Raw genomic sequence first — 19,489 nt, 5'->3', positions numbered from 1 at the left:
TGCTTATTCTCCTATTACCAGCTAGCTTTGGTCATACCCGGGATTTCGCCTTTCATGGCGAACTCGCGGACTTTGGTACGGGCCAGACCGAATTTACGGAAGGTGCCACGTGGACGGCCGGTGATGGCGCAGCGGTTACGCTGACGGGTCGGGGCCGAGTTGCGCGGCAGTGCCTGCAGTTTCAGGCGTGCTTCGTAACGCTCTTCTTCCGACTTCGACTGGTCGTTGATGATCGCTTTCAGAGCTGCACGCTTTGCGGCGAATTTCTCCACCAGGTCTGCACGCTTCTGTTCGCGGTTAATCAGTGCAAGTTTTGCCATGCTCTTAGTTCCTGAACGGGAATTTGAAGGCGGCGAGCAGCGCTTTGGCTTCTTCGTCGGTCTTAGCGGTCGTGGTGATCGAGATGTTCATGCCACGCAGCGCATCGATCTTGTCGTAATCGATTTCCGGGAAGATGATCTGCTCTTTGACGCCGATGTTGTAGTTGCCACGGCCATCGAAAGATTTGCCGTTGACACCACGGAAGTCACGCACGCGCGGCAGGGCCACGGTGATGAAGCGGTCCAGGAATTCGTACATGCGGTTACCGCGCAGGGTCACCATCGTACCGATCGGGTAGCCTTCGCGGATCTTGAAACCTGCGATTGCCTTGCGAGCTTTGGTAACGACCGGCTTCTGGCCGGCGATCTTGGTCAGGTCGCCAGTTGCGTGCTCGATGATCTTCTTGTCAGCGACTGCTTCCGACAAACCCATGTTCAGGGTGATCTTGGTCAGGCGCGGGACTTCCATGATCGACTTGTAACCGAATTTCTCGGTCAGCTCGGCGACGACTTTGTCTTTGTAAATTTGTTGGAGACGGGCCATTTATCTTACCCCTTCACTACTTCGCCGTTCGACTTGAAGACGCGGACTTTTTTGCCGTCCTGGTCTTTGAAGCCAACGCGATCTGCCTTGCCGGTCGCAGCATTGAACAGCGCGACGTTCGACACGTGAATCGGCATAGTCTTGTCGACGATACCACCAGTAACACCGGTCATCGGGTTAGGCTTGGTCGCTTTTTTAGCGACGTTGACGCCTTCAACGATGACGTGTTCAGCGTCTACACGCTTTTGAACGACGCCACGCTTGCCCTTGTCTTTACCGGCCAAAACGATGACTTCGTCGTTTTTACGAATCTTATCCATGTCGACTCCTTACAGAACTTCAGGTGCCAGCGACACGATCTTCATGAACTTCTCGGTACGCAGTTCGCGCGTGACCGGTCCGAAGATACGGGTGCCGATCGGCTCCAGCTTGGCGTTCAGCAGGACGGCGGCATTGCCATCGAACTTGACCAGGGAACCGTCCTGGCGGCGCACACCTTTAGCGGTACGCACAACCACGGCGTTGTAAATTTCGCCCTTCTTGACGCGACCACGAGGCGCAGCCACCTTGACGGTGACCTTGATGATGTCGCCAATGCTCGCATAACGGCGCTTCGAGCCGCCCAACACCTTGATGCACAGAACTTCCTTAGCACCGGTGTTGTCGGCCACTTCGAGCCGGCTTTCGGTTTGAATCATAGTATTTTCTTTCCCAACTTAAGCCGTAGAAAACCCCACGGAGAACCGTGGGCCTGCGGTCAGTCTTGGTCCCGCCGCACCGCCCCTGCTGGAGCAATACGTTTGGGTGATGGACTTTCCATTCGTTACAGGCCGCGGCGTCCGCGGGGGACAAACTGCGGCAACACATGAACGAAGCCCGCTAGTATCACAGATACCAGCGGGCCACGCAAGACAAATTTTAAGGCTTAGATGACCTGTGCTTGTTGCACAACACGGGTCACGGTCCAGGCCTTCGTCTTCGAGATCGGGCGACCTTCCGTGATCTCGACCGTGTCACCGGCTTTGACCTGGTTGGTCTCGTCGTGCGCGTGGTACTTGTTCGAGCGCACGATGATCTTGCCGTACAGCGGGTGCTTCACGTGACGCTCGATCAGTACGGTCACCGTCTTGTCCATCTTGTCGGACACGACTTTGCCGACCAGCGTACGCTTCAGCGCCGTTTTAGTGGTGTCGTTCATTTGGCTTCCTTCGAGTTCATCACAGTCTTCACACGCGCGATGTCGCGACGTACTTTCTTGAGCTGCGCGGTGTTGCCCAGCTGCTGGGTAGCGATTTGCATGCGCAGGCCGAACTGGGCCTTCAGCAGCTCATTCAGCTCCTTTTGCAGCGCTTCCTGGTCCTTGCCGCGGAGTTCCGATGCTTTCATATTCAACTCCTGTTATTGGCCGACTTGACGGACCACGAAAGTGGTCGCCAGCGGCAGTTTGGCAGCGGCCAGGCGGAACGCTTCGCGCGCCAGTTCTTCTGCGACGCCATCCATCTCGTACAGGACTTTGCCTGGCTGGATTTCAGCGACGTAGTACTCCGGGTTACCCTTGCCGTTACCCATACGGACTTCGGCCGGCTTGTTCGAAATCGGCTTGTCCGGGAAGATACGGATCCAGATACGGCCGCCACGCTTGATGTGACGGGTCATGGCGCGACGTGCCGCTTCGATCTGGCGTGCGGTGATACGGCCACGGGCAACTGCCTTCAGGCCGAACTCGCCGAACGAGACCGCGGTGCCGCGGGTGTGCGAAATGCCGGTGTTACGGCCTTTCTGCTCTTTACGATACTTCCTGCGCGATGGTTGCAGCATGCTTATTCTCCTGCTTTCTCAGCTGGCGCAGCGGCGGCCGGGGCGGCAGGCTTCACAGCCGGACGTGCACGGACGGTTGGTGCTGCAGTGCCAGGACGTGCGCCGCCAGCCGGACGTGGGCCGCGCGACGGCTTGCCGTCGTCGCGACGCGGGCCGCGTGGCTTCTTCTCATCCGGCGGGGTGTCGATGACTGGAGCTTCGCCGGTGACCGAACGGTCGCCCTTGTAGACCCAGACCTTGACGCCGATGATGCCGTAGGTGGTCGATGCTTCGCTGGTGCCGTAGTCGATATCGGCGCGCAGGGTGTGCAGAGGCACACGGCCTTCGCGGTACCATTCGGTACGTGCGATCTCGATGCCGTTCAGGCGGCCCGACGACATGATCTTGATGCCGACAGCGCCCAGGCGCATGGCGTTCTGCATCGCGCGCTTCATTGCGCGACGGAACATGATGCGCTTTTCGAGCTGCTGCGAGATCGAGTCGGCGATCAGCTGCGAATCGATCTCAGGCTTGCGGATCTCTTCGATATTGACGTGCACAGGCACGCCCATGATCTTCGCCAGCGAAGTCTTCAGCACTTCGATGTCTTCGCCCTTCTTGCCGATCACGACACCAGGACGCGACGAGTAGATGGTGAAGCGCGCGTTCTTGGCAGGACGCTCGATGACGATGCGGCCGACCGAAGCGTTCTTCAGCTTCTTCTTCAGGAAAGCGCGAGCTTCCAGGTCTTCCTTCAGCATGTCGGCGAAGTTGCCGTTGCCAGCGTACCAGCGCGATGCCCAGTTACGGGTGACCGCCAGGCGGAAGCCGGTTGGGTGGATTTTCTGACCCATTCTGTGACCCCTTAGTTACCGACAGTCACGTAAATGTGACAGGATTGTTTAGAAATGCGATCACCGCGGCCTTTGGCGCGAGCCGTAAAGCGCTTCAGGATCGGGCCCTTTTCAACGTAGATCTGCACGACCTTCAGTTCGTCGATGTCCGCGCCATCGTTGTGTTCCGCGTTGGCGATTGCCGACTCGAGAACCTTCTTGATGATGGTCGCGCCCTTCTTCGGGCTGAACTGCAGAATGTTGAGTGCTGCGTCAACTTTCTTGCCGCGGATCAGGTCAGCAACGAGGCGGCCTTTCTGTTCCGACAGGCGAACGCCTTTGAGGATTGCTTTAGTTTCCATTATCGTTTCGCCTTCTTGTCAGCAGCGTGGCCCTTGAACGTACGGGTCAGCGCGAATTCGCCGAGCTTGTGGCCGACCATGTTCTCCGACACGTACACCGGCACGTGGACCTTGCCGTTGTGCACGGCAATGGTCAGACCGATGAAGTCAGGAGAGATCGTCGAGCGGCGCGACCAGGTTTTGACTGGCTTCTTGTCTTTGGTCGCTTGCGCGGCTTCGACTTTTTTCACCAGGTGGGCGTCAATGAACGGCCCTTTTTTCAATGAACGAGTCATGTTTTATCCCTTATTTCTTGCCGCGGCGCGAGACGATCATCGACGAAGTGCGCTTGTTCGAACGCGTCTTCTTGCCCTTGGTCTGCTGGCCCCATGGCGACACCGGATGGCGACCTGCCGCCGTCTTGCCCTCACCACCACCGTGCGGGTGATCGACCGGGTTCATGACGACACCGCGGACGGTCGGACGCACACCGCGCCAACGCATCGCACCGGCTTTACCGATCTTGCGCAGGCTGTGTTCGGCGTTGCCGACTTCACCCACGGTTGCACGGCACTCGATGTGCACGCGACGGACTTCACCCGAGCGCAGGCGAACCTGGGCGTAGGTGCCTTCGCGGGCCATCAGGACGACAGCGGCGCCGGCGGTGCGGGCCATCTGTGCGCCTTTGCCAGGCAGCATTTCGACGCAGTGCATCACGGTACCGACCGGGATGTTGCGGATCGGCAGGCAGTTACCGGCCTTGATCGGCGCTTCCGAACCGTTCATCAGGGTATCGCCGACAGCGACGCCTTTCGGAGCGATGATGTACGCACGGGCGCCGTCCGCGTAGCACAGCAGAGCGATGTGCGCGGTACGGTTCGGGTCGTATTCGATACGCTCGACCTTGGCAGGGATACCATCCTTCTGGCGCTTGAAGTCGACCAGACGGTAGTGCTGCTTGTGGCCACCGCCGATGTGACGGGTGGTGATGTGACCGTTGTTGTTACGGCCAGCAGTCTTCGATTTCTTCTCAACCAGGGCTGCGAGCGGACGGCCTTTGTACAGGCCTTCGGTCACAACTTTCACCATGCCGCGACGGCCTGGGGAGGTTGGCTTCATCTTAACGAGTGCCATTATTTAGCCTCCTCGACAAAATTGATTTCCTGACCCGGCTTGAGGGCCACGAAAGCGCGCTTGGTGTGGTTGCGACGACCGGTGAAACGGCCCGAACGCTTGACCTTGCCTTCGCGGTTGACGGTTTGCACCGATTCCACTTCGACCTTGAACAGCAGTTCAACGGCCGCCTTGATTTCTGGCTTGGTTGCATCCGGCAGAACCTTGAACACGATCTGTTCGTTCTTTTCAGCGACGAAGGTCGCCTTTTCGGAAATGACCGGAGCCAGCAGCACCTTCATCAGGCGCTCTTCGCTGAATTTGATTGCGGCGCTCATGCGTACATCTCCTCGATCTTGGCCAGTGCTGCTTTGGTGACCAGGACTTTTTTGTAGAACACCAGCGACATCGGGTCAGCTGCTTTCGGCTCGACGACGAGCACGTGCGGCAGGTTGCGCGATGCCAGTTCCAGGTTCTCTTCGATGGTGTCGGTGATCACCAGGACCGATTCCAGGCCCATGCCCTGCAGTTTTTGCTGCAGCAGCTTGGTCTTTGGCGCTTCGATCGACAGGTTTTCGATAACGACCAGACGGCCTTCACGGGCCAGCTGCGAGAAGATCGAGCAGATACCTGCACGGAACATCTTCTTGTTGACCTTGTGGGTGAAGTTCTCGTCAGGCGAGTTCGGGAAGATGCGACCACCGCCGCGCCACAGAGGCGACGACGACATACCAGCACGAGCGCGGCCGGTGCCTTTTTGGCGCCATGGCTTCTTCGTGGTGTGGCTGACTTCTTCACGGTCTTTCTGCTTGCGGTTGCCGCTGCGCGCGTTGGCGGCGTAGGCGACCACGACCTGGTGGATCAGGGCTTCGTTGTATTCACGGCCGAACACGGTGTCGGCAGCTGCAACGCCGGCGCCAGCTTGACCTTGCTCATTCAGGAGCTGGAGTTCCATACTTAGGCTCCTTTCTTGGCTTTGGTTTTGACAGCCGGCTTGACGATCACTTGGCCGTTCTTGGCGCCAGGAACGGCACCCTTCACGAGCAGCAGTTGACGGTCAGCGTCGATGCGTGCGATTTCCAGGTTCTGGGTGGTGACGGTAACGTCGCCCATGTGACCGGTCATGCGCTTGCCTGGGAACACGCGGCCCGGATCCTGCGCCATACCGATGGAGCCAGGAACGTTGTGCGAACGCGAGTTACCGTGGGTCTGACGACCCGAGGCGAAGTTGTGACGCTTGATGGTACCGGCGTAGCCCTTACCGATCGAGGTGCCTTGCACGTCGATTTTCTGGCCCACTTCGAACATCGAAGCATTGATGGTGTCGCCGGCTTTGAGTTCAGCGGCTTTTGCGGAATCGATGATGAATTCACGCAGCATCGTGCCAGCTTCCACGCCAGCTTTGGCGTAGTGACCGGCGGCGGCCTTGTTCACGCGCGAGGCGCGACGTTGACCGAAGACGACCTGAACTGCAGTGTAGCCATCAGTTTCAGGGGTTTTGACTTGCGCAACACGGTTGTTGGACACGTCCAGCACAGTGACAGGGATCGAATCGCCGTCATCCGTGAAGATACGCATCATGCCAACCTTGCGACCGAGGAGGCCCAGGCTCATTTTTTCTCCATTCCCACCTACGATTGGGCGGGGCTAATTAGTACTACTAAAAAAGTACGGGCTGAAAAAGACGTGCCCATACCGAAGCCGGCTAGTATAGCGTGCAAACGGCAACGGCGCAACAGGAGAAATCGAGGTGTACTCGGCCTGTTGCGTTTTCCGCAGTGTCCTGGAGAGAGCGAGGAATCTGACCTAGCTGGTCAGCACAGAAAAGGTGCATCACACACTTTTTCTCTGCAAGCCTTGGGGCTTGCGATCTGGAAGTCTGGTGGGCGGTGCAGGATTCGAACCTGCGACCCCTTGGATGTCGACCAAGTATTCTAACCAGCTGAACTAACCGCCCGGGGAGCCGCATTATACGTGCGGCTTTCCGGTTTTTGCAATAGCTGTGTTGTGCAATCGTGCAAACAGGTTTTTCCGGCGCCAGGATCCCCGAGCGTCCCGTACAGACATTGTGAAATCCCACACATGTACAATTGGACAATTAACGCCTATATTGGCAGGTGGCCGGCGCCGGCCCTCACCATCCTCTTACTTACAAGGAGTACGTATGGCAATCAGTCTGCAGAAAGGCGGCAACGTCAACCTGAGCAAGGAAGCGCCCGGCTTGACCAAGGTGATCATCGGCCTGGGCTGGGATCCGCGTTCCACCGACGGCGCCGCCTTCGACCTGGACGGCAGCGCCTTCCTGCTGAAGGCGGATGCCAAGGTCCGCGGCGACAGCGACTTCATCTTCTATAACAACCTGAAATCGAGCGACGGCTCGGTGGAGCACGCCGGCGACAACACCACCGGCCAGGGCGCGGGCGACGACGAGAAGATCATGGTCGACCTGGCGCGCGTGCCGGCCGACATCGACAAGGTCTCGTTCTGCGTGACCATCCATGACGCCGACGCGCGCCGCCAGAACTTCGGCATGGTGGCCAAGGCCTATATCCGCTGCCTGAATGCCGCCGGCGAAGCGGAGATCGCGCGCTACGACCTGTCCGAGGACAGCTCGACGGAAACGGCCATGATCTTCGGCGAACTGTACCGCCACGGCGGCGAATGGAAGTTCCGCGCCGTCGGCCAGGGCTTCAAGGGCGGCCTGGGTCCGCTGGCGCGCTCCTTCGGCGTCAACGTCTGAGCATATAGAGAGAGCGCCCACGCCGCCTGCATTCCCGCGCCCGCCTCGTGCGGGCGCACGTCCACCTGTCTTGAAAGAATTCATGCGCGTCTGGTACAACAGGACGTTTTCGTCCGTCTACGCCGCCATCCGGCTGATCCGCGCAGCCGACACCGCCGGCCGCTTCACCATCATCCACAGCAATGCCAACCGCCACACGGCGGCGGCGCGCCTGGCCCATGAATTCCACGGCGAGCCGACCGGGCTCGAACCGGCCGCCTACGTCGACTGGTGCCTGGAGTTCTGCCGCAAGCAGCGCATCGACATCTTCGTGCCGGGCCGCGAGGCCACCACGCTGGCGGCCCACCACGCGCGCTTCCTGGAAATCGGTACGCGCGTGCTGAGCGCGGCCACGCCCCAGAAACTGCAGCTCATCCACGACAAGGCCGGCTTCTATGCGGAGACGCACTTGCCGCAGGCGCCGGTGGCCGAGTTCCGCCGCTTCGAGGACCTCGCCGGCTTCGACGCCGCCTGGGCCGAACTGCGCCCGCGCCACGCCAAGCTGTGCATCAAGCCTTCGCGCGGCATTTACGGCATCGGCTTCGCCATCGTCGACGAGGAGCGCAGCGCCGCCGCCCTGCTGCTGGGCGGCGTCGAGTACCACATCGGCTACCAGGACCTGCGCCGCGGCCTGGGCGAACTCGGCGAGTTCCGCACCATGCTGCTGATGGAATACCTCGAGGGTAGCGAATACAGCGTCGATTGCGTGGGCGACCAGGGCCGCCTGGTGGCGGCGGTGGCGCGCCGCAAGCTGGCGCAGGCCGGCAGCGGCCAGCTGATCGACATGCGTCCGGAAATCATCGAGGCGACCACCAAGCTGGCCGCCGACTATGGCCTGAACGGCATCTTCAACGTGCAGTTCCGCGAGGCTGCGGGCAAGCCACGCCTGCTGGAGATCAACCCGCGCATGTCGGGCGGGATCGGCATGGCCTGCGCCGCCGGGCCGAACCTGCCGTGGATCGCCCTGAAGGGCTTCGCCGACGGCTTCGACACGGTCGAAGTGCCGGAAGTCGCCAACGGCATGCGCGTCGCCGAGATCGCCGAAGCCGTGGAGCTGCCATGAACGCCAAGTCGGACGCAGCCCAGCTGCTCCGGCGCAGCGTGGCGCTGCCGACCGGGACGCTCGAAGTCACGCTGGCGGACGGCGCCGACGAGCTCGAGTCCCTGCTCGGCTTCGCGGCGCGCGCCAACGCCAAGCGCGGCTTCCTGTTCCTGAGCAAGGTGCTGGGCAAGCACTGGCCGGTGAAGCCCGCCGACATGATCGCCGTCCACGACCGGATCGCCGCCACCGTCCCGGCGGCCGATGGCCCGGTGGTCTTCATCGCGATGGCCGAAACCGCGATCGGCCTGGGCCAGGGCGTGTTCGAAGCCTGGCTGCGCGCGCATCCCGGGCGCGAGGCGCTGTTCGTCCACACCACGCGCTACCGCGTCGGCACCGGCCCCCTGATCGAATTCGAGGAGGCGCACAGCCACGCGCCGCGCCAGTTCCTGCACCTGCCGGAAGATCCGGCCCTGCGCGCCCTGCTGCTGCAGGCCGGCACCCTGGTGCTGGTGGACGACGAGGCCAGCACCGGCAACACCTTCCTCAACTTGAGCGAGGCCTGCCGCCGCCTGAACCCGGGCATCGCGCGCGTGCACCTGGCGACCATCACCAACTTCATGGGAGCGGAAGCCACCGCCGGCCTGTCGGCCCGCTTCGGCCTGCCGGTGACGATGGGTGCGCTGGTGAGCGGGGAGTACCGTTTCACGCCTGGCGACTACGTGGCCCCGGCCACCCCGGCCCAGCGTTTCGACCCGGACGCGGACCGCGGCGCCAGCATGTGCTTCGGCCGCCTGGGCCTGCAGCGGGCCTTGCGTACGCCCGCGGCGCTGGCGGATCGCCTGGCCCCGGGCTTCGCTCCCGGCGCGAAAGTGGCGGTGCTGGGCACCGGTGAATTCATGCACGCCGCCCTGCTGCTCGGCCGCGAGCTGGAAGCGCGCGGCGTCGACGTCCGAGTGCAGTCGACCACGCGCTCACCGATCCTCAGCTGGGGCGCTGTCGGCCACGCGCTCGCCTTCCCCGACAACTACGGTGAAGGCATCGCCAACTTCATCTACAACATCGCGCCCGGCCAGTATGACCACGTGCTGGTCTGCCACGAGACCGCGCCGAATGCCGCGCTGCGCGAGCTCGCCGGCCAGCTCGGCGCGCGCCTGTTCCACTTCCAGTCCGAGGCTAAAGTTGAAGAAGTTCCTGTTCGCTGACCTGGACGATACGCTGTTCCAGACTTTCGAGAAGTGCGCCGCCGCGGAGGCGCTCGAGCCGGCCGCCTATTACAAGGACGGCAGCATCTGCTCGTACACCACGCGCGCCCAGCGCGCCTTTCTCAGCTTCGTGCAGGACGGGATGACCGTGATCCCGACCACGGCGCGCGACCATGACGGCCTGCGCCGCGTGCACCTGCCCTTCGACAGCTACGCCATCATCAACTACGGCGGCGTGGTGCTGGAGCCGGGCGGCAGCGCCGACCGCGCCTGGCTGGAAGGGATGCGCACGGCCATGCATGCGGCCCTGCCCGGCCTGCATGAGCTGACCCGTCACATCGACGACTACGCCGCGCGTACCGGCTTCGGCGGCCGCGCCCGCATGATCGAGGATTTCGCCACGCCCTTCTTCCTGGTCGTGAAGGATCCGGACAAGCGCCACGAGCGCCTGGCGCCGATCGAGGCTGAGGTCGTGCGGCCCTGGATCGCGGACGGCCGGCGCGACTACGTCGTTCACCGTAACGGCAACAACCTGGCGATCCTGCCGAAGGCGCTCGACAAGGCCAATGCCGTGGCCCACGTCACGGCGCTGTTGCGCGCCGCGCACGGCGATGTCGTCACCTTCGGCATGGGCGACAGCCGCTCGGACGCGCGCTTCATGGCGGCCTGCGACTACGCCATCGTCCCGCGCGCCACCCAGCTGGCGCGCCTGACCGTGGAGGCCCTGTGAGCTTCCCGGGCAGCTACCGCGAAGGCGAAGTGCACTTCCTGCTGACCCGCCTGCAGGCCCAGGAATTCACCGACGTCGCGGACAAGGAGCGCCTGATCCAGTCGGGCCGGCGCCACTACAGCCAGATGCTGTCGCCCGAATCAGTCCCCTCGGCACGCTACCTGGGCGTGTTCGAGGACGCCTGCCGCGCCAACAATGCGCGCATGGCGGCCGACTGCCTGCGGCTGGCGGCGCTCATCGACGCACGGCGCAGCGGCCCCATCACGCTGGTGTCGCTGGCACGCGCCGGCACGCCGGTGGGCGTGGTGCTGGCACGCCTGCTGCGCGAGGTCTTTCAGCGCGAGGCGGTACATTATTCGGTGTCGATCGTGCGCGACCGCGGCATCGATGCGGCGGCGCTGCGCCACATCCTGGCCAGCGGCCACGCGCCGGAATCGATCGTGTTCGCCGACGGCTGGACCGGCAAGGGCGTCATCGCACGCGAGCTGGCGCTGTCGGTGTCCGCCTTCAACGCCACGCAGTCGGTCAACATCGACAACGGCCTGTACGTGCTGTCGGACCTGGCCGGCGCGGCCGCCTGCGCGGCCTCCGGCGACGACTACCTGATCCCGTCGAGCATCCTGAATGCGACGGTGTCGGGACTGGTCAGCCGCACGGTGCTGGACGAACGGATCGGTCCCGAGGACTTCCACGGCTGCGTCTACTACGGAGAATTCGCCGGGTTCGCCGAAGCCGACCAGTCGCAGCGCTTCGCCGACGCGCTGGTGGCGCTGGCGCTGGCGCTGGCGGACGGCGGCCTTCCGCCTGCCGCGCCGCTCGACGCGCAGGCGGCCGCGGAACGCTCGCGCAGCTACCTCGCCGGCGCGATGGCGCGCTACGGCATCCTTGACGTCAATCTCATCAAGCCCGGCATCGGCGAGGCGACCCGGGTGCTGCTGCGCCGCGTGCCGCGCCTGCTGGTACTGCGCCGTCCGGGTACGCCGGATGTCAGGCACCTTGAAGTGCTGGCCGAAGAAAAACAGGTGCCGGTCGCGATCGACCCGGCCCTGCCCTACCACGCGGTTTCCCTGATCAGGAGTGCATCGGATGCTTAAGTTGGCAAATAAGTCTATGGGCGCGTCGCTGTACGTGCCTGCCAATCACAAGGACCTGGTACAGATCGCAAACGGCGACAAGCTGCCGGGCGCTCGCTCGCTCATCTTCTGCACGGAAGATGCCATCGCCGACCGTGAACTGAGCTGGTCGCTGTTCAACCTGTCCGTGGTGCTGGCGAACATGCGCAGCGAGGTCGCGGCCGAGCGCTTCGTCCGGGTGCGCAACCCGGACGTGATGGCGCGGGTACTGGCCATGCCGGGCGTCGAGAAGCTGACCGGCTTCGTGCTGCCGAAGATCACGCGGCACAATTTCGAGACCTATTTCCGCCTGGTGCGCGACACGGACCACGTCCTGATGCCGACGCTGGAGACGGCGGAAGTCTTCAGCGACAGCGAGATGCAGCAGCTGCGCGCCGTGTTCGAAGCGGCGGGCGTGCGCCACCGCATCCTGGCGCTGCGCATCGGCGGCAATGACCTGCTTGCCCTGCTGGGCCTGCGCCGGCCGCGCGGCATGACGATCTACCGCACGCCGCTGGGCCCGGTCATCGCACGCCTGGTAACGACCTTCCGTCCCTGGGGCTTCGCCCTGACCGCCCCGGTATTCGAATACCTCGACCTGCCGGCGCTGCTCGACCAGGAAGTACTGGAAGATCTCGCCCACGGCATGGTCGGGAAGACCGCGATCCACCCGACCCAGATCGGCCCGATCGAGCAGCACTACCAGGTGCGCCCGCAAGACCTCGCAGTGGCTCGCGCCATCCTCGACGAGGCCAGCCCCGCCGTGTTCCGCATGGACGACGCCATGTGCGAAGTGGCCACGCACCGCGCCTGGGCCGAACGCCTGGTGGAGCAGTCGCACCGTTTCGGCTCGACATCGATGGAAGGAGAACCCTCATGAACCTGTTTTCGCGTGGCCAGAAGGGCAAGCTGGCAGACCTCGGCACCGGCAGCGCCTTCACCGTCGAGCTGGACATCCAGGCGCCCGGCATGTCGGTCGACGTGTCCTGCTTCGGGCTGGATGCGGCGGACCGCCTGTCGGACGAGCGCTACATGGTGTTCTACAACCAGCTGGCCAGCCCGGAAGGCGCGGTGCGCCTGGAGCTGGCAGGATCGGGCGCGCGCTTCGCGGTGAACCTCGACCAGCTGCCGGCGACGATCGCCAAGCTGGTCTTCGTCGCCGCGATCGACGGCACGCAAACCATGCGCGCGCTCGGCGCCTGCGCCCTGAACCTCGGCAGCGCGCTGCGCTTCCCCTGGTCGGGCGCGGACTTCGGCGACGAGAAGGCAGTCATCGTGGCGGAGCTGTACCGGCGCGACGGCTCCTGGCGTTTCGGCGCGGTCGGACAAGGTTTCAATGGCGGGCTGGCGGCGCTGCTGGCGCATTTCGGCGGAACCGAGGCGGCGCCGGCCCCTGCCCCGGCCCCCGCCCCTGCACCTGTCCCGAAAGTCTCGCTGTCGAAAGTTACGCTGGAAAAGCGCGGCGACAAGGTCTCGCTCGACAAGCGTGCCGGCCGCGGCTTCGGCCGCATCCATGTGAACCTGAACTGGAACCAGTCGGCCACCGCCGCCCCGCCGCAGCCGAAGGCCGGTTTCTTCGACAAGCTGATCGGTGGCGGCGCCGGCCGCAAGGGCCGCGGCGGCATCGACCTCGACCTCGGCTGCATGTACGAGCTGGCCGATGGCCGGCGCGGACTGGTGCAGGCGCTCGGCAATGCCTGGGGCGACTTCGAACGCGAACCCTTCATCCGCCTGGACGCCGACGACCGCACCGGCGCAGTCAGCGGCGGCGAGAATCTGTACCTCAACGGCGAGCGCTTCGACCAGATCCGCCGCGCCCTGATCTTCTCCTTCATCTACGAAGGCGTGCCGAATTGGGCGGCGACCGACGGCGTGGTGACGATCGCCGCGCCGGACCAGGCGCCGATCGAGGTCCGCCTGGACGGCGGCGGCAACCAGATGATGTGCGCGATCGCCCTGATCGAGAACCGGGGCGGCAGCCTGCAGGTCACCAAGCTGGCCGAGTACTTCCAGCAGCAGGGCGGCACCAGCGCGCACGAGCTGATGGACCGCCACTTCGGCTTCGGGCTGCGCTGGAAGACCGGGTCGAAAGGCTGAGACCTGCCAGGCGCCATGCCAACAGGCACAAGCCTGCGGCCAGCAGCATGAAGGACCGTGGTTCCGGCACGGCCGACACGAAGGAGCGCGTGTAGTCGGTGCCGGTTAGCGAGCTCAGCGAATAGTCGCTGATCGCCTTCCCGCCGGCACTTGCTTCCAGAATGCCGGCCCACTGTGCGCTCAGCATCGCCTCGTGGCCGCCATATCCGGCCGCATAGCCGCTGGTCCATGCGGTATGGCCGAAGCGCACCGGCTCGCCCCACACGAAATCCGCCGTCATCGTCAGGTAGCGGTCCTCGAAAGGGGTGTCCCATTGCCTGATGCCATTCACATCGTTGAGGTAGGTCCGCTTGACGTGTCCGGAAAAGTCGCCTGCATTGATGTCTTCCGACACTGACCCCGAGGCGTCGTTGACATAGCCAAGCAAGCTGGTGCCCACGCTGAGCTGCGCACCTTCGCCGGCAAACACGGTCATCCGTCCTTCGTAGTGGAAGCTGATCGTGATCCGTCCGGGCTGGCCCAGGAGGTCGGGGCGCGACAGCGTGATCTCGTCCGCGAAGCCGCTGTTGATGTAATGGTTGACGATGCCCCCCTCGGCGGAGCTCACCAGGGCGCTGGCGCTGGCCGTCCCGAAGCCCGCATCGGCAGCGACGATCGCCGAATGCGGCCCGTCCCACCAGGCCAGTACCGCGCGCGTCGGCTCGCTGCGCGACTCTGGCCTCAGGATGCGGCTGTCGCTGCCCTGTGGCATGTCATAGGCGTATGCCGCCCATACCCCCGTGCCTTCCGCCTGCGCCGGGCTGCCCGCCAGTGCCGCGATGAACAGGATGGCAGTAATGATCACTGACCTCATGCTTTCCTCCATTGCGTCATGCGCCCGGGACGGGCAGAAGACCAGCGTATCAGGCTGGGATGCCGGCGCAAGGGCCGCACGACGCACTGTGGCGCATGGCCGACGCCCCGGCAGCGGCGCCCCGCTTATCCGGCAAAACCGCCCATTCGCAACGCGCAACACAAGCTTCGTCGGAAAGGCCTCGGCAAGCCTCTGCGCCGGCCTTATAGTCCGGTGATCGACCATCCACCGGCCCTACCATGCTTCAGATCAGCCACCTGGCAAAAACCTACCCCAACGGGGTACGCGCCCTGCACGACATCAACCTGACGATCGGCACCGGCATCTTCGGCCTGCTCGGCCCGAACGGGGCCGGCAAGTCCAGCCTGATGCGCACCATCGCGACCCTGCAGGACGCCGACAGTGGCAGCATCCGCTTCGACGGTGTCGACATCGCGGCCGATCCCGGCTTCCTGCGGGCCCGGCTCGGCTACCTGCCGCAGGACTTCGGCGTGTACCCGAAGATTTCCGCCGCGGACCTGCTCGACCACATGGCGGTGTTGAAGGGCATGACCTCGGCCGCGCAGCGCAAGGAACAGGTCGATGCCCTGCTGCAGCTGACTAATCTCTACGAGCAGCGCCGGCGCGCGGTCAGCAGCTTTTCGGGCGGCATGCGGCAGCGCTTCGGCATCGCCCAGGCCTTGCTGGGCGACCCGCGCCTGATCGTGGTCGACGAACCGACCGCGGGCCTCGATCCGCAGGAACGTCACCGCTTCCACGACCTGCTCAGCGAGATCGGCGAGAGCATCGTCATCCTGCTGTCGACCCACATCGTCGACGACGTGCTCGACCTGTGCCGGGACATGGCCATCCTGGCGGCCGGCACGGTGCGGCGCCGGGGCGTGCCCGCCGACCTGGTCGCCCAGCTGGACGGCCGGGTATGGGAACGCTTCCTCGCCCGCGCCGAGCTGCCGGCCTGCCGGGCGCGGCACAAGTTGATCTCGTCGCGGCTGCTGGCGGGCCGCCTGCGCGTGCGGGTGCTGGCGGACGGCTGCCCCGATGCCGGCTTCACGCCGGCCACGCCGGACCTGGAAGACGTGTATTTCTCGGTGCTGAACGAGGTGGCCGACGCGGGCAGGCCGGCATGAAACAGCTGCTCCTGCTGATCGGCTTCGAATGGCGCTTCCACACGCGCCAGAACGGCTTCCGCTTCGCCGTGCTGTGCTTCGCCGCCCTGGGCGCCTTCGTCCACGGACGCCTGGGCGGCAGCGCCAACGTCAACCTCAATGCGCCCTACATGATCGCGTATGGATTGGCGATGCTGTCGCTGCTGTCGGTGTTCGCCGCCATGGTGTTCTGCGCCAGCGCCATGTTGCGCGACACCGACTACCGGATGGCTGAACTCGTCTGTGCAAGCCCGGTCGGCAAGCGCCATCTCCTGCTGGCCCGCTTCGGCGGTGCCTTCGCCGCCAGCCTGGCGGCGGTGTGCGCACTGGCGCTCGGCATGTTCGGCGCCAGCTTCCTGCCGCTGGAAGCCGGCCAGCAGCTCGGGCCGCGCCTGCCCGGCCACTACCTGCTGCCCCTTGCGCTCATCGTCGTGCCCAACGTCGCGCTGGCGGCGGCCGTCCTGTTCAGCGTGGCCGCCTTCACCCGCAACATGATCGCCACCTATGCCGCGGCACTGTTCCTGTATGCCTTGTACTGGACCGGCGCGATCGTGGGAGGCTCGCCGCTGCTGGCGCAGGCCAGTCCGCCGACCGCCGAGGGCATGGCCCTGGCGGCCCTGCTGGATCCTTTCGGTATCTCGGCCGTGATGCAACAGGGCATGCACTGGAACGCCGCCGAAAAGAACAGCCGGCTGATCGCACTGGCAGGGGCGCTCCTCGCCAACCGCCTGCTGGTGCTCGGGGCGGCGCTGGCGATCCTGGCGCTGGCCTACCGCCGCTACCGGCTCACGCCCGCCGCAGCCGCGCGTACCGGGGCGCAGGCCATGGAGTTGCCTGCCGCCGGCCCGCGACCCCGCGCGCGCTACCTGCCGGTGGCGGTGCGACCCTCCCAGTGGCGGAACTTGCTCGCGCTTGCCCGTCTCGAGCTGGGTGTCGTGCTGAAAGGCTGGCCCTTCATTGCGATGATGCTGGCCTGGACCTTCCTCGTGGCCAATGCGCTGTTCGAGGCGATCGACAACGCCGACGGCGGGGCACGCGCCCTGGCCCATACCAGCCTGCTGCTGAACGGGTTCCAGTTCCAGATGCTTCCCATGTTCGGGACGCTCCTGATCATTTTCTTCAGCGGCGAACTGGCCTGGCGCGAGCGCAGCCTGCGCATGGACGGCCTGCTGGACTGCACGCCGGTCTCCAGCGCCGCCATGTTCGGCGCCAAGCTGCTGGCGCTGGCCTGCCTGCCGCTGTTGATGATCGCGCTCGCGATCGCCTGCTCGCTCGCGTTCCAGCTCGCCACGGGCTATCCCGTGCCGGGCACCGGCGTCCGGCTGTATCTGTCGCTGTTCTATTACGCCGGCCTGCCGCTGGTGCTGACCGCGGTCCTGGCCCTGTTCTTCCAGGCGCTGGTGCCCAACAAGTATGCCGCCATGCTGCTGGCCGGCGCCTGCACCCTGGCCGCGGCGGACATCGGCGCCGCGCTGGGCATCGAGCACCCCATGCTGCGCTACGCGCGCGCGCCCGCGCTGTTCCATTCGGAGATAGGCGGCTACGGCGGTTCCGCGACCGCCTTCCATTGGTACATGGCCTACTGGAGCGCGCTGGCGGCCCTGCTGGCAATGGCCGGCCTGGTCCTGTGGAAGCGCGGCATGCAGCGCAGCCGGGCACGCACCACGGCAGCGGCCAGCCCCGGCATGCGGATCGCGGCAGCATGCTGCACGTTGGCGCTGTGCGCGCTCGGCGGCCATATCTACGTCCAGACCAATGTCAGGGCGGATTACGCGAGTACCGAAGACCGCATCGCATGGAGTGCCGAGTACGAGCGGCGCTATGCCCGCTACCGCCACCTGCCGCAAGCACGGGTCGAGGCGGTGCGCACCGAGGTCGCGCTCTACCCCGCCGCCGCCCACTTCCTCATCAAGGGGCAGTACCGGCTGCGCAACCGCAGCGGCAGGCCCATCGCGGAACTGCTGGTGGCCTCGAGCCGCCATGCCGACACCCGCGCCATGGTGCTGGACGGGGCACGCATCGTGCGCCACGACGCGCGCTTCGGCCAGACCCTGTACCGCTTCGAGCCGGCCCTCCAGCCCGGCCGGGAGGCGACGATGCGCTTCGAGATCGCGGCGCGGCCGCCGGCCTTCGCCGACATGCCGGCCACCCTGTCGGTGGGCGCCGACGCGACGGTCCTGTTCGCGCCCGGCCTGCTGCCGGCGATCGGCTACCTGCCCCGCTTCGAGCTCGACGATCCGGCCGAGCGGATCCGCCGCGGACTGGCGCCGCAGGGGCCGGCGCCGCGCGTCGAAAGCGAGCTCGCGGCCGGCGAGACCAGGCTGCGCGAAGGCGAAGACTGGCGCAGCTTCGACACCCTCATCTCCACCGACGCCGACCAGACCGCATTCGCGCCGGGACGGCTGCTCGCCACCTGGCAAACCGGCGCACGCCGCCATTACCATTACCGTACCGACGGCCCGGTGCGCGACGTCGCAGGCTTCTACTCGGGACGCTACCGCAGCAACCGCACCCGGCACGGCGGCGTGCAGGTCGAGATTTACCACCATCCCGGCCATGACGGCAACGTGGCCGCCATGCGCGCCGCGGCGCTGGCCTCGCTGGACTATTTCCAGCAGCATTTCGGGCCCTACCGGCAGGACCACCTGCGCATCGTCGAAGTGCCGGCAAGCGCGGGGCTGACCGGCTTCGCGATGCCGGGCCTGATCCTGATCGGCGAACAGGGCGGTTTCTTGGCGGACCTGCGCGCGCCGCGCTCGCGCAGCCAGGTGACGCGCCGCATCGCGCATGAAGTGGCGCACCAGTGGTGGGGCCACCAGCTCGCGCCGGCACAGGTCGCGGGCAGCCTGGTGCTGGTGGAAACCCTGACCAAGTATGCCGAGATGCGGGTGCTGGAACAGCTCCAGGGCAGGACCGCCCTGCGCGACCAGGTCGACTACGAGCTGGCCCGCTACCTGCGCGGCAGCGCGGACGAGGAAGGCCGCGAACTGCCCTTGTACCGGACGGCCCCGCACCAGTCCTACCTGATGTATTCGAAAGGCGCGGTCGTCATGCACGGCCTGACGGCATCGCTCGGCGCGGCGGCGATCGACGCCGCCTTGCGCGACCTGCTCGCGGCGCATGCCTACCCCGGCACGCCGGCCACCACGCTCGACCTGGTCGCGGCCCTGGTGCGCCGGGCGCCGGACCAGCGCGCGCTCATCGAGGAATCGTTCCAGCAAATTGCACGCTACGACCTGAAGGCCAGGCAGGCGCGCTACCGAAAAATGGAGGATGGCCGCTACCGCGTCACCCTGCAGCTGGAGGCGCGCAGGTTCTTGATCGACGAGCGCACCGGCAATGGGAGTGAGACCGGCCTGGAAGTGCCGCTGCAGGTCGGCATCTATGACCGTGACGCCGCGGAGGAAGGCGCCAGGACGCTCTACCTCGGCGCGCACCGGCTCGGCGCCGGGCAGTCCGAAGTGAGCGTCATTGTCGGGCAGGCGCCGGGGATGGTGGCCGTGGAGCCGGCCTTACGGCTAGTGGAACGCAACCGCCGGGACAATTTCACGGTGCCGGCGGGGGCGCCGGAAAATTAGCCC

At 65.1% G+C, this 19,489-nt stretch carries 24 protein-coding genes and 1 tRNA gene; 9 read left to right on the top strand and 16 right to left on the bottom strand.

The window, feature by feature from the left end; translation table 11 throughout:
- Positions 1-14: 14 nt before the first annotated feature.
- From rpsN to AC56LK_RS11345, 15 genes are all read right to left on the bottom strand, one after another.
- A complete protein-coding gene (gene rpsN / locus AC56LK_RS11415; RefSeq protein ID WP_436107908.1) occupies positions 15-320 on the bottom strand; it encodes a 30S ribosomal protein S14 in 306 nt (101 codons plus the stop codon).
- Positions 321-324: 4 nt separating this feature from the next.
- Positions 325-864 carry a 50S ribosomal protein L5 gene (rplE, locus tag AC56LK_RS11410; RefSeq protein WP_224946781.1) on the bottom strand — a complete coding sequence of 180 codons (540 nt, stop codon included), beginning with the start codon at positions 862-864 and terminating at the stop codon, positions 325-327.
- Between the two features lie 5 nt (positions 865-869).
- Entirely contained in the window at positions 870-1,184 is a 315-nt protein-coding gene (rplX, locus tag AC56LK_RS11405; RefSeq protein WP_027867252.1) for a 50S ribosomal protein L24, read from the bottom strand.
- Positions 1,185-1,193: 9 nt separating this feature from the next.
- Entirely contained in the window at positions 1,194-1,562 is a 369-nt protein-coding gene (rplN, locus tag AC56LK_RS11400; RefSeq protein ID WP_005663451.1) for a 50S ribosomal protein L14, read from the bottom strand.
- A gap of 227 nt (positions 1,563-1,789) precedes the next feature.
- Positions 1,790-2,062 (bottom strand): 30S ribosomal protein S17, encoded by a 273-nt coding sequence (gene rpsQ, locus AC56LK_RS11395; protein WP_036246286.1) that lies wholly within the window; start codon positions 2,060-2,062, stop codon positions 1,790-1,792.
- Positions 2,059-2,250, bottom strand: a complete 192-nt coding sequence (gene rpmC / locus AC56LK_RS11390; protein WP_027867254.1) for a 50S ribosomal protein L29 — start codon at positions 2,248-2,250, stop codon at positions 2,059-2,061. Before rpmC ends, rpsQ begins: the two co-directional genes overlap by 4 nt.
- Before the next feature lie 12 nt (positions 2,251-2,262).
- Positions 2,263-2,682, bottom strand: coding sequence for a 50S ribosomal protein L16 (rplP, locus tag AC56LK_RS11385; RefSeq protein WP_005663456.1), 420 nt, complete (start codon positions 2,680-2,682; stop codon positions 2,263-2,265).
- A gap of 2 nt (positions 2,683-2,684) precedes the next feature.
- Positions 2,685-3,515 (bottom strand): 30S ribosomal protein S3, encoded by an 831-nt coding sequence (gene rpsC / locus AC56LK_RS11380; RefSeq protein ID WP_436107909.1) that lies wholly within the window; start codon positions 3,513-3,515, stop codon positions 2,685-2,687.
- Positions 3,516-3,526: 11 nt separating this feature from the next.
- Complete coding sequence (rplV, locus tag AC56LK_RS11375) at positions 3,527-3,859, bottom strand: 50S ribosomal protein L22 (RefSeq protein WP_171085678.1); 333 nt, start codon at positions 3,857-3,859, stop codon at positions 3,527-3,529.
- Complete coding sequence (rpsS, locus tag AC56LK_RS11370; protein WP_137172337.1) at positions 3,856-4,131, bottom strand: 30S ribosomal protein S19; 276 nt, start codon at positions 4,129-4,131, stop codon at positions 3,856-3,858. The genes rplV and rpsS overlap by 4 nt, the downstream gene beginning before the upstream one ends.
- Positions 4,132-4,141: 10 nt before the next feature.
- Positions 4,142-4,969 carry a 50S ribosomal protein L2 gene (gene rplB, locus AC56LK_RS11365; protein WP_497184638.1) on the bottom strand — a complete coding sequence of 276 codons (828 nt, stop codon included), beginning with the start codon at positions 4,967-4,969 and terminating at the stop codon, positions 4,142-4,144.
- Complete coding sequence (gene rplW / locus AC56LK_RS11360; protein ID WP_296315993.1) at positions 4,969-5,286, bottom strand: 50S ribosomal protein L23; 318 nt, start codon at positions 5,284-5,286, stop codon at positions 4,969-4,971. The genes rplB and rplW overlap by 1 nt, the downstream gene beginning before the upstream one ends.
- A complete protein-coding gene (rplD, locus tag AC56LK_RS11355) occupies positions 5,283-5,903 on the bottom strand; it encodes a 50S ribosomal protein L4 (RefSeq protein WP_497184637.1) in 621 nt (206 codons plus the stop codon). The genes rplW and rplD overlap by 4 nt, the downstream gene beginning before the upstream one ends.
- A gap of 2 nt (positions 5,904-5,905) precedes the next feature.
- Positions 5,906-6,562 (bottom strand): 50S ribosomal protein L3, encoded by a 657-nt coding sequence (rplC, locus tag AC56LK_RS11350; RefSeq protein WP_159698345.1) that lies wholly within the window; start codon positions 6,560-6,562, stop codon positions 5,906-5,908.
- 266 nt (positions 6,563-6,828) lie between these two features.
- Positions 6,829-6,905 (bottom strand) — tRNA-Val (locus AC56LK_RS11345).
- Between the two features lie 207 nt (positions 6,906-7,112).
- On the opposite strand from AC56LK_RS11345, the gene AC56LK_RS11340 reads away from it, so the two are divergent.
- From AC56LK_RS11340 to AC56LK_RS11310, 7 genes are all read left to right on the top strand, one after another.
- Complete coding sequence (locus AC56LK_RS11340; RefSeq protein WP_497184636.1) at positions 7,113-7,688, top strand: TerD family protein; 576 nt, start codon at positions 7,113-7,115, stop codon at positions 7,686-7,688.
- An 82-nt stretch (positions 7,689-7,770) separates the two neighbouring features.
- Positions 7,771-8,790: an ATP-grasp domain-containing protein gene (locus AC56LK_RS11335; protein ID WP_497184635.1), complete on the top strand. Its 1,020-nt coding sequence runs from the start codon at positions 7,771-7,773 to the stop codon at positions 8,788-8,790.
- Positions 8,787-9,971, top strand: coding sequence for a phosphoribosyltransferase domain-containing protein (locus AC56LK_RS11330; protein WP_497184634.1), 1,185 nt, complete (start codon positions 8,787-8,789; stop codon positions 9,969-9,971). The genes AC56LK_RS11335 and AC56LK_RS11330 overlap by 4 nt, the downstream gene beginning before the upstream one ends.
- Positions 9,949-10,701, top strand: coding sequence for a hypothetical protein (locus tag AC56LK_RS11325; protein WP_497184633.1), 753 nt, complete (start codon positions 9,949-9,951; stop codon positions 10,699-10,701). Before AC56LK_RS11330 ends, AC56LK_RS11325 begins: the two co-directional genes overlap by 23 nt.
- Complete coding sequence (locus AC56LK_RS11320; protein ID WP_497184632.1) at positions 10,698-11,795, top strand: cysteine protease StiP family protein; 1,098 nt, start codon at positions 10,698-10,700, stop codon at positions 11,793-11,795. Before AC56LK_RS11325 ends, AC56LK_RS11320 begins: the two co-directional genes overlap by 4 nt.
- 1 nt (position 11,796) lies before the next feature.
- Positions 11,797-12,693 (top strand): HpcH/HpaI aldolase/citrate lyase family protein, encoded by an 897-nt coding sequence (locus AC56LK_RS11315; RefSeq protein WP_497184631.1) that lies wholly within the window; start codon positions 11,797-11,799, stop codon positions 12,691-12,693.
- On the top strand, positions 12,690-13,910 hold the full coding sequence (locus AC56LK_RS11310) for a TerD family protein (protein ID WP_497184630.1): 1,221 nt from the start codon (positions 12,690-12,692) through the stop codon (positions 13,908-13,910). The genes AC56LK_RS11315 and AC56LK_RS11310 overlap by 4 nt, the downstream gene beginning before the upstream one ends.
- Here the strand turns inward: AC56LK_RS11310 and AC56LK_RS11305 are convergent.
- Entirely contained in the window at positions 13,801-14,763 is a 963-nt protein-coding gene (locus AC56LK_RS11305) for a hypothetical protein (protein ID WP_497184629.1), read from the bottom strand. The genes AC56LK_RS11310 and AC56LK_RS11305 overlap by 110 nt on opposite strands.
- A 239-nt stretch (positions 14,764-15,002) precedes the next feature.
- On the opposite strand from AC56LK_RS11305, the gene AC56LK_RS11300 reads away from it, so the two are divergent.
- The gene (locus tag AC56LK_RS11300; protein WP_497184628.1) at positions 15,003-15,890 is read left to right on the top strand and encodes an ABC transporter ATP-binding protein; all 888 of its coding nucleotides are present in this window, start codon (positions 15,003-15,005) and stop codon (positions 15,888-15,890) included.
- On the top strand, positions 15,887-19,486 hold the full coding sequence (locus AC56LK_RS11295) for a M1 family aminopeptidase (protein WP_497184627.1): 3,600 nt from the start codon (positions 15,887-15,889) through the stop codon (positions 19,484-19,486). The genes AC56LK_RS11300 and AC56LK_RS11295 overlap by 4 nt, the downstream gene beginning before the upstream one ends.
- Positions 19,487-19,489 lie beyond the last annotated feature (3 nt).

This window comes from Telluria sp. ZB4P36 (assembly GCF_059685865.1).
Note: the sequence above shows the minus strand (reverse complement) of the source record. Positions and strands in the feature narration are given on the sequence as shown.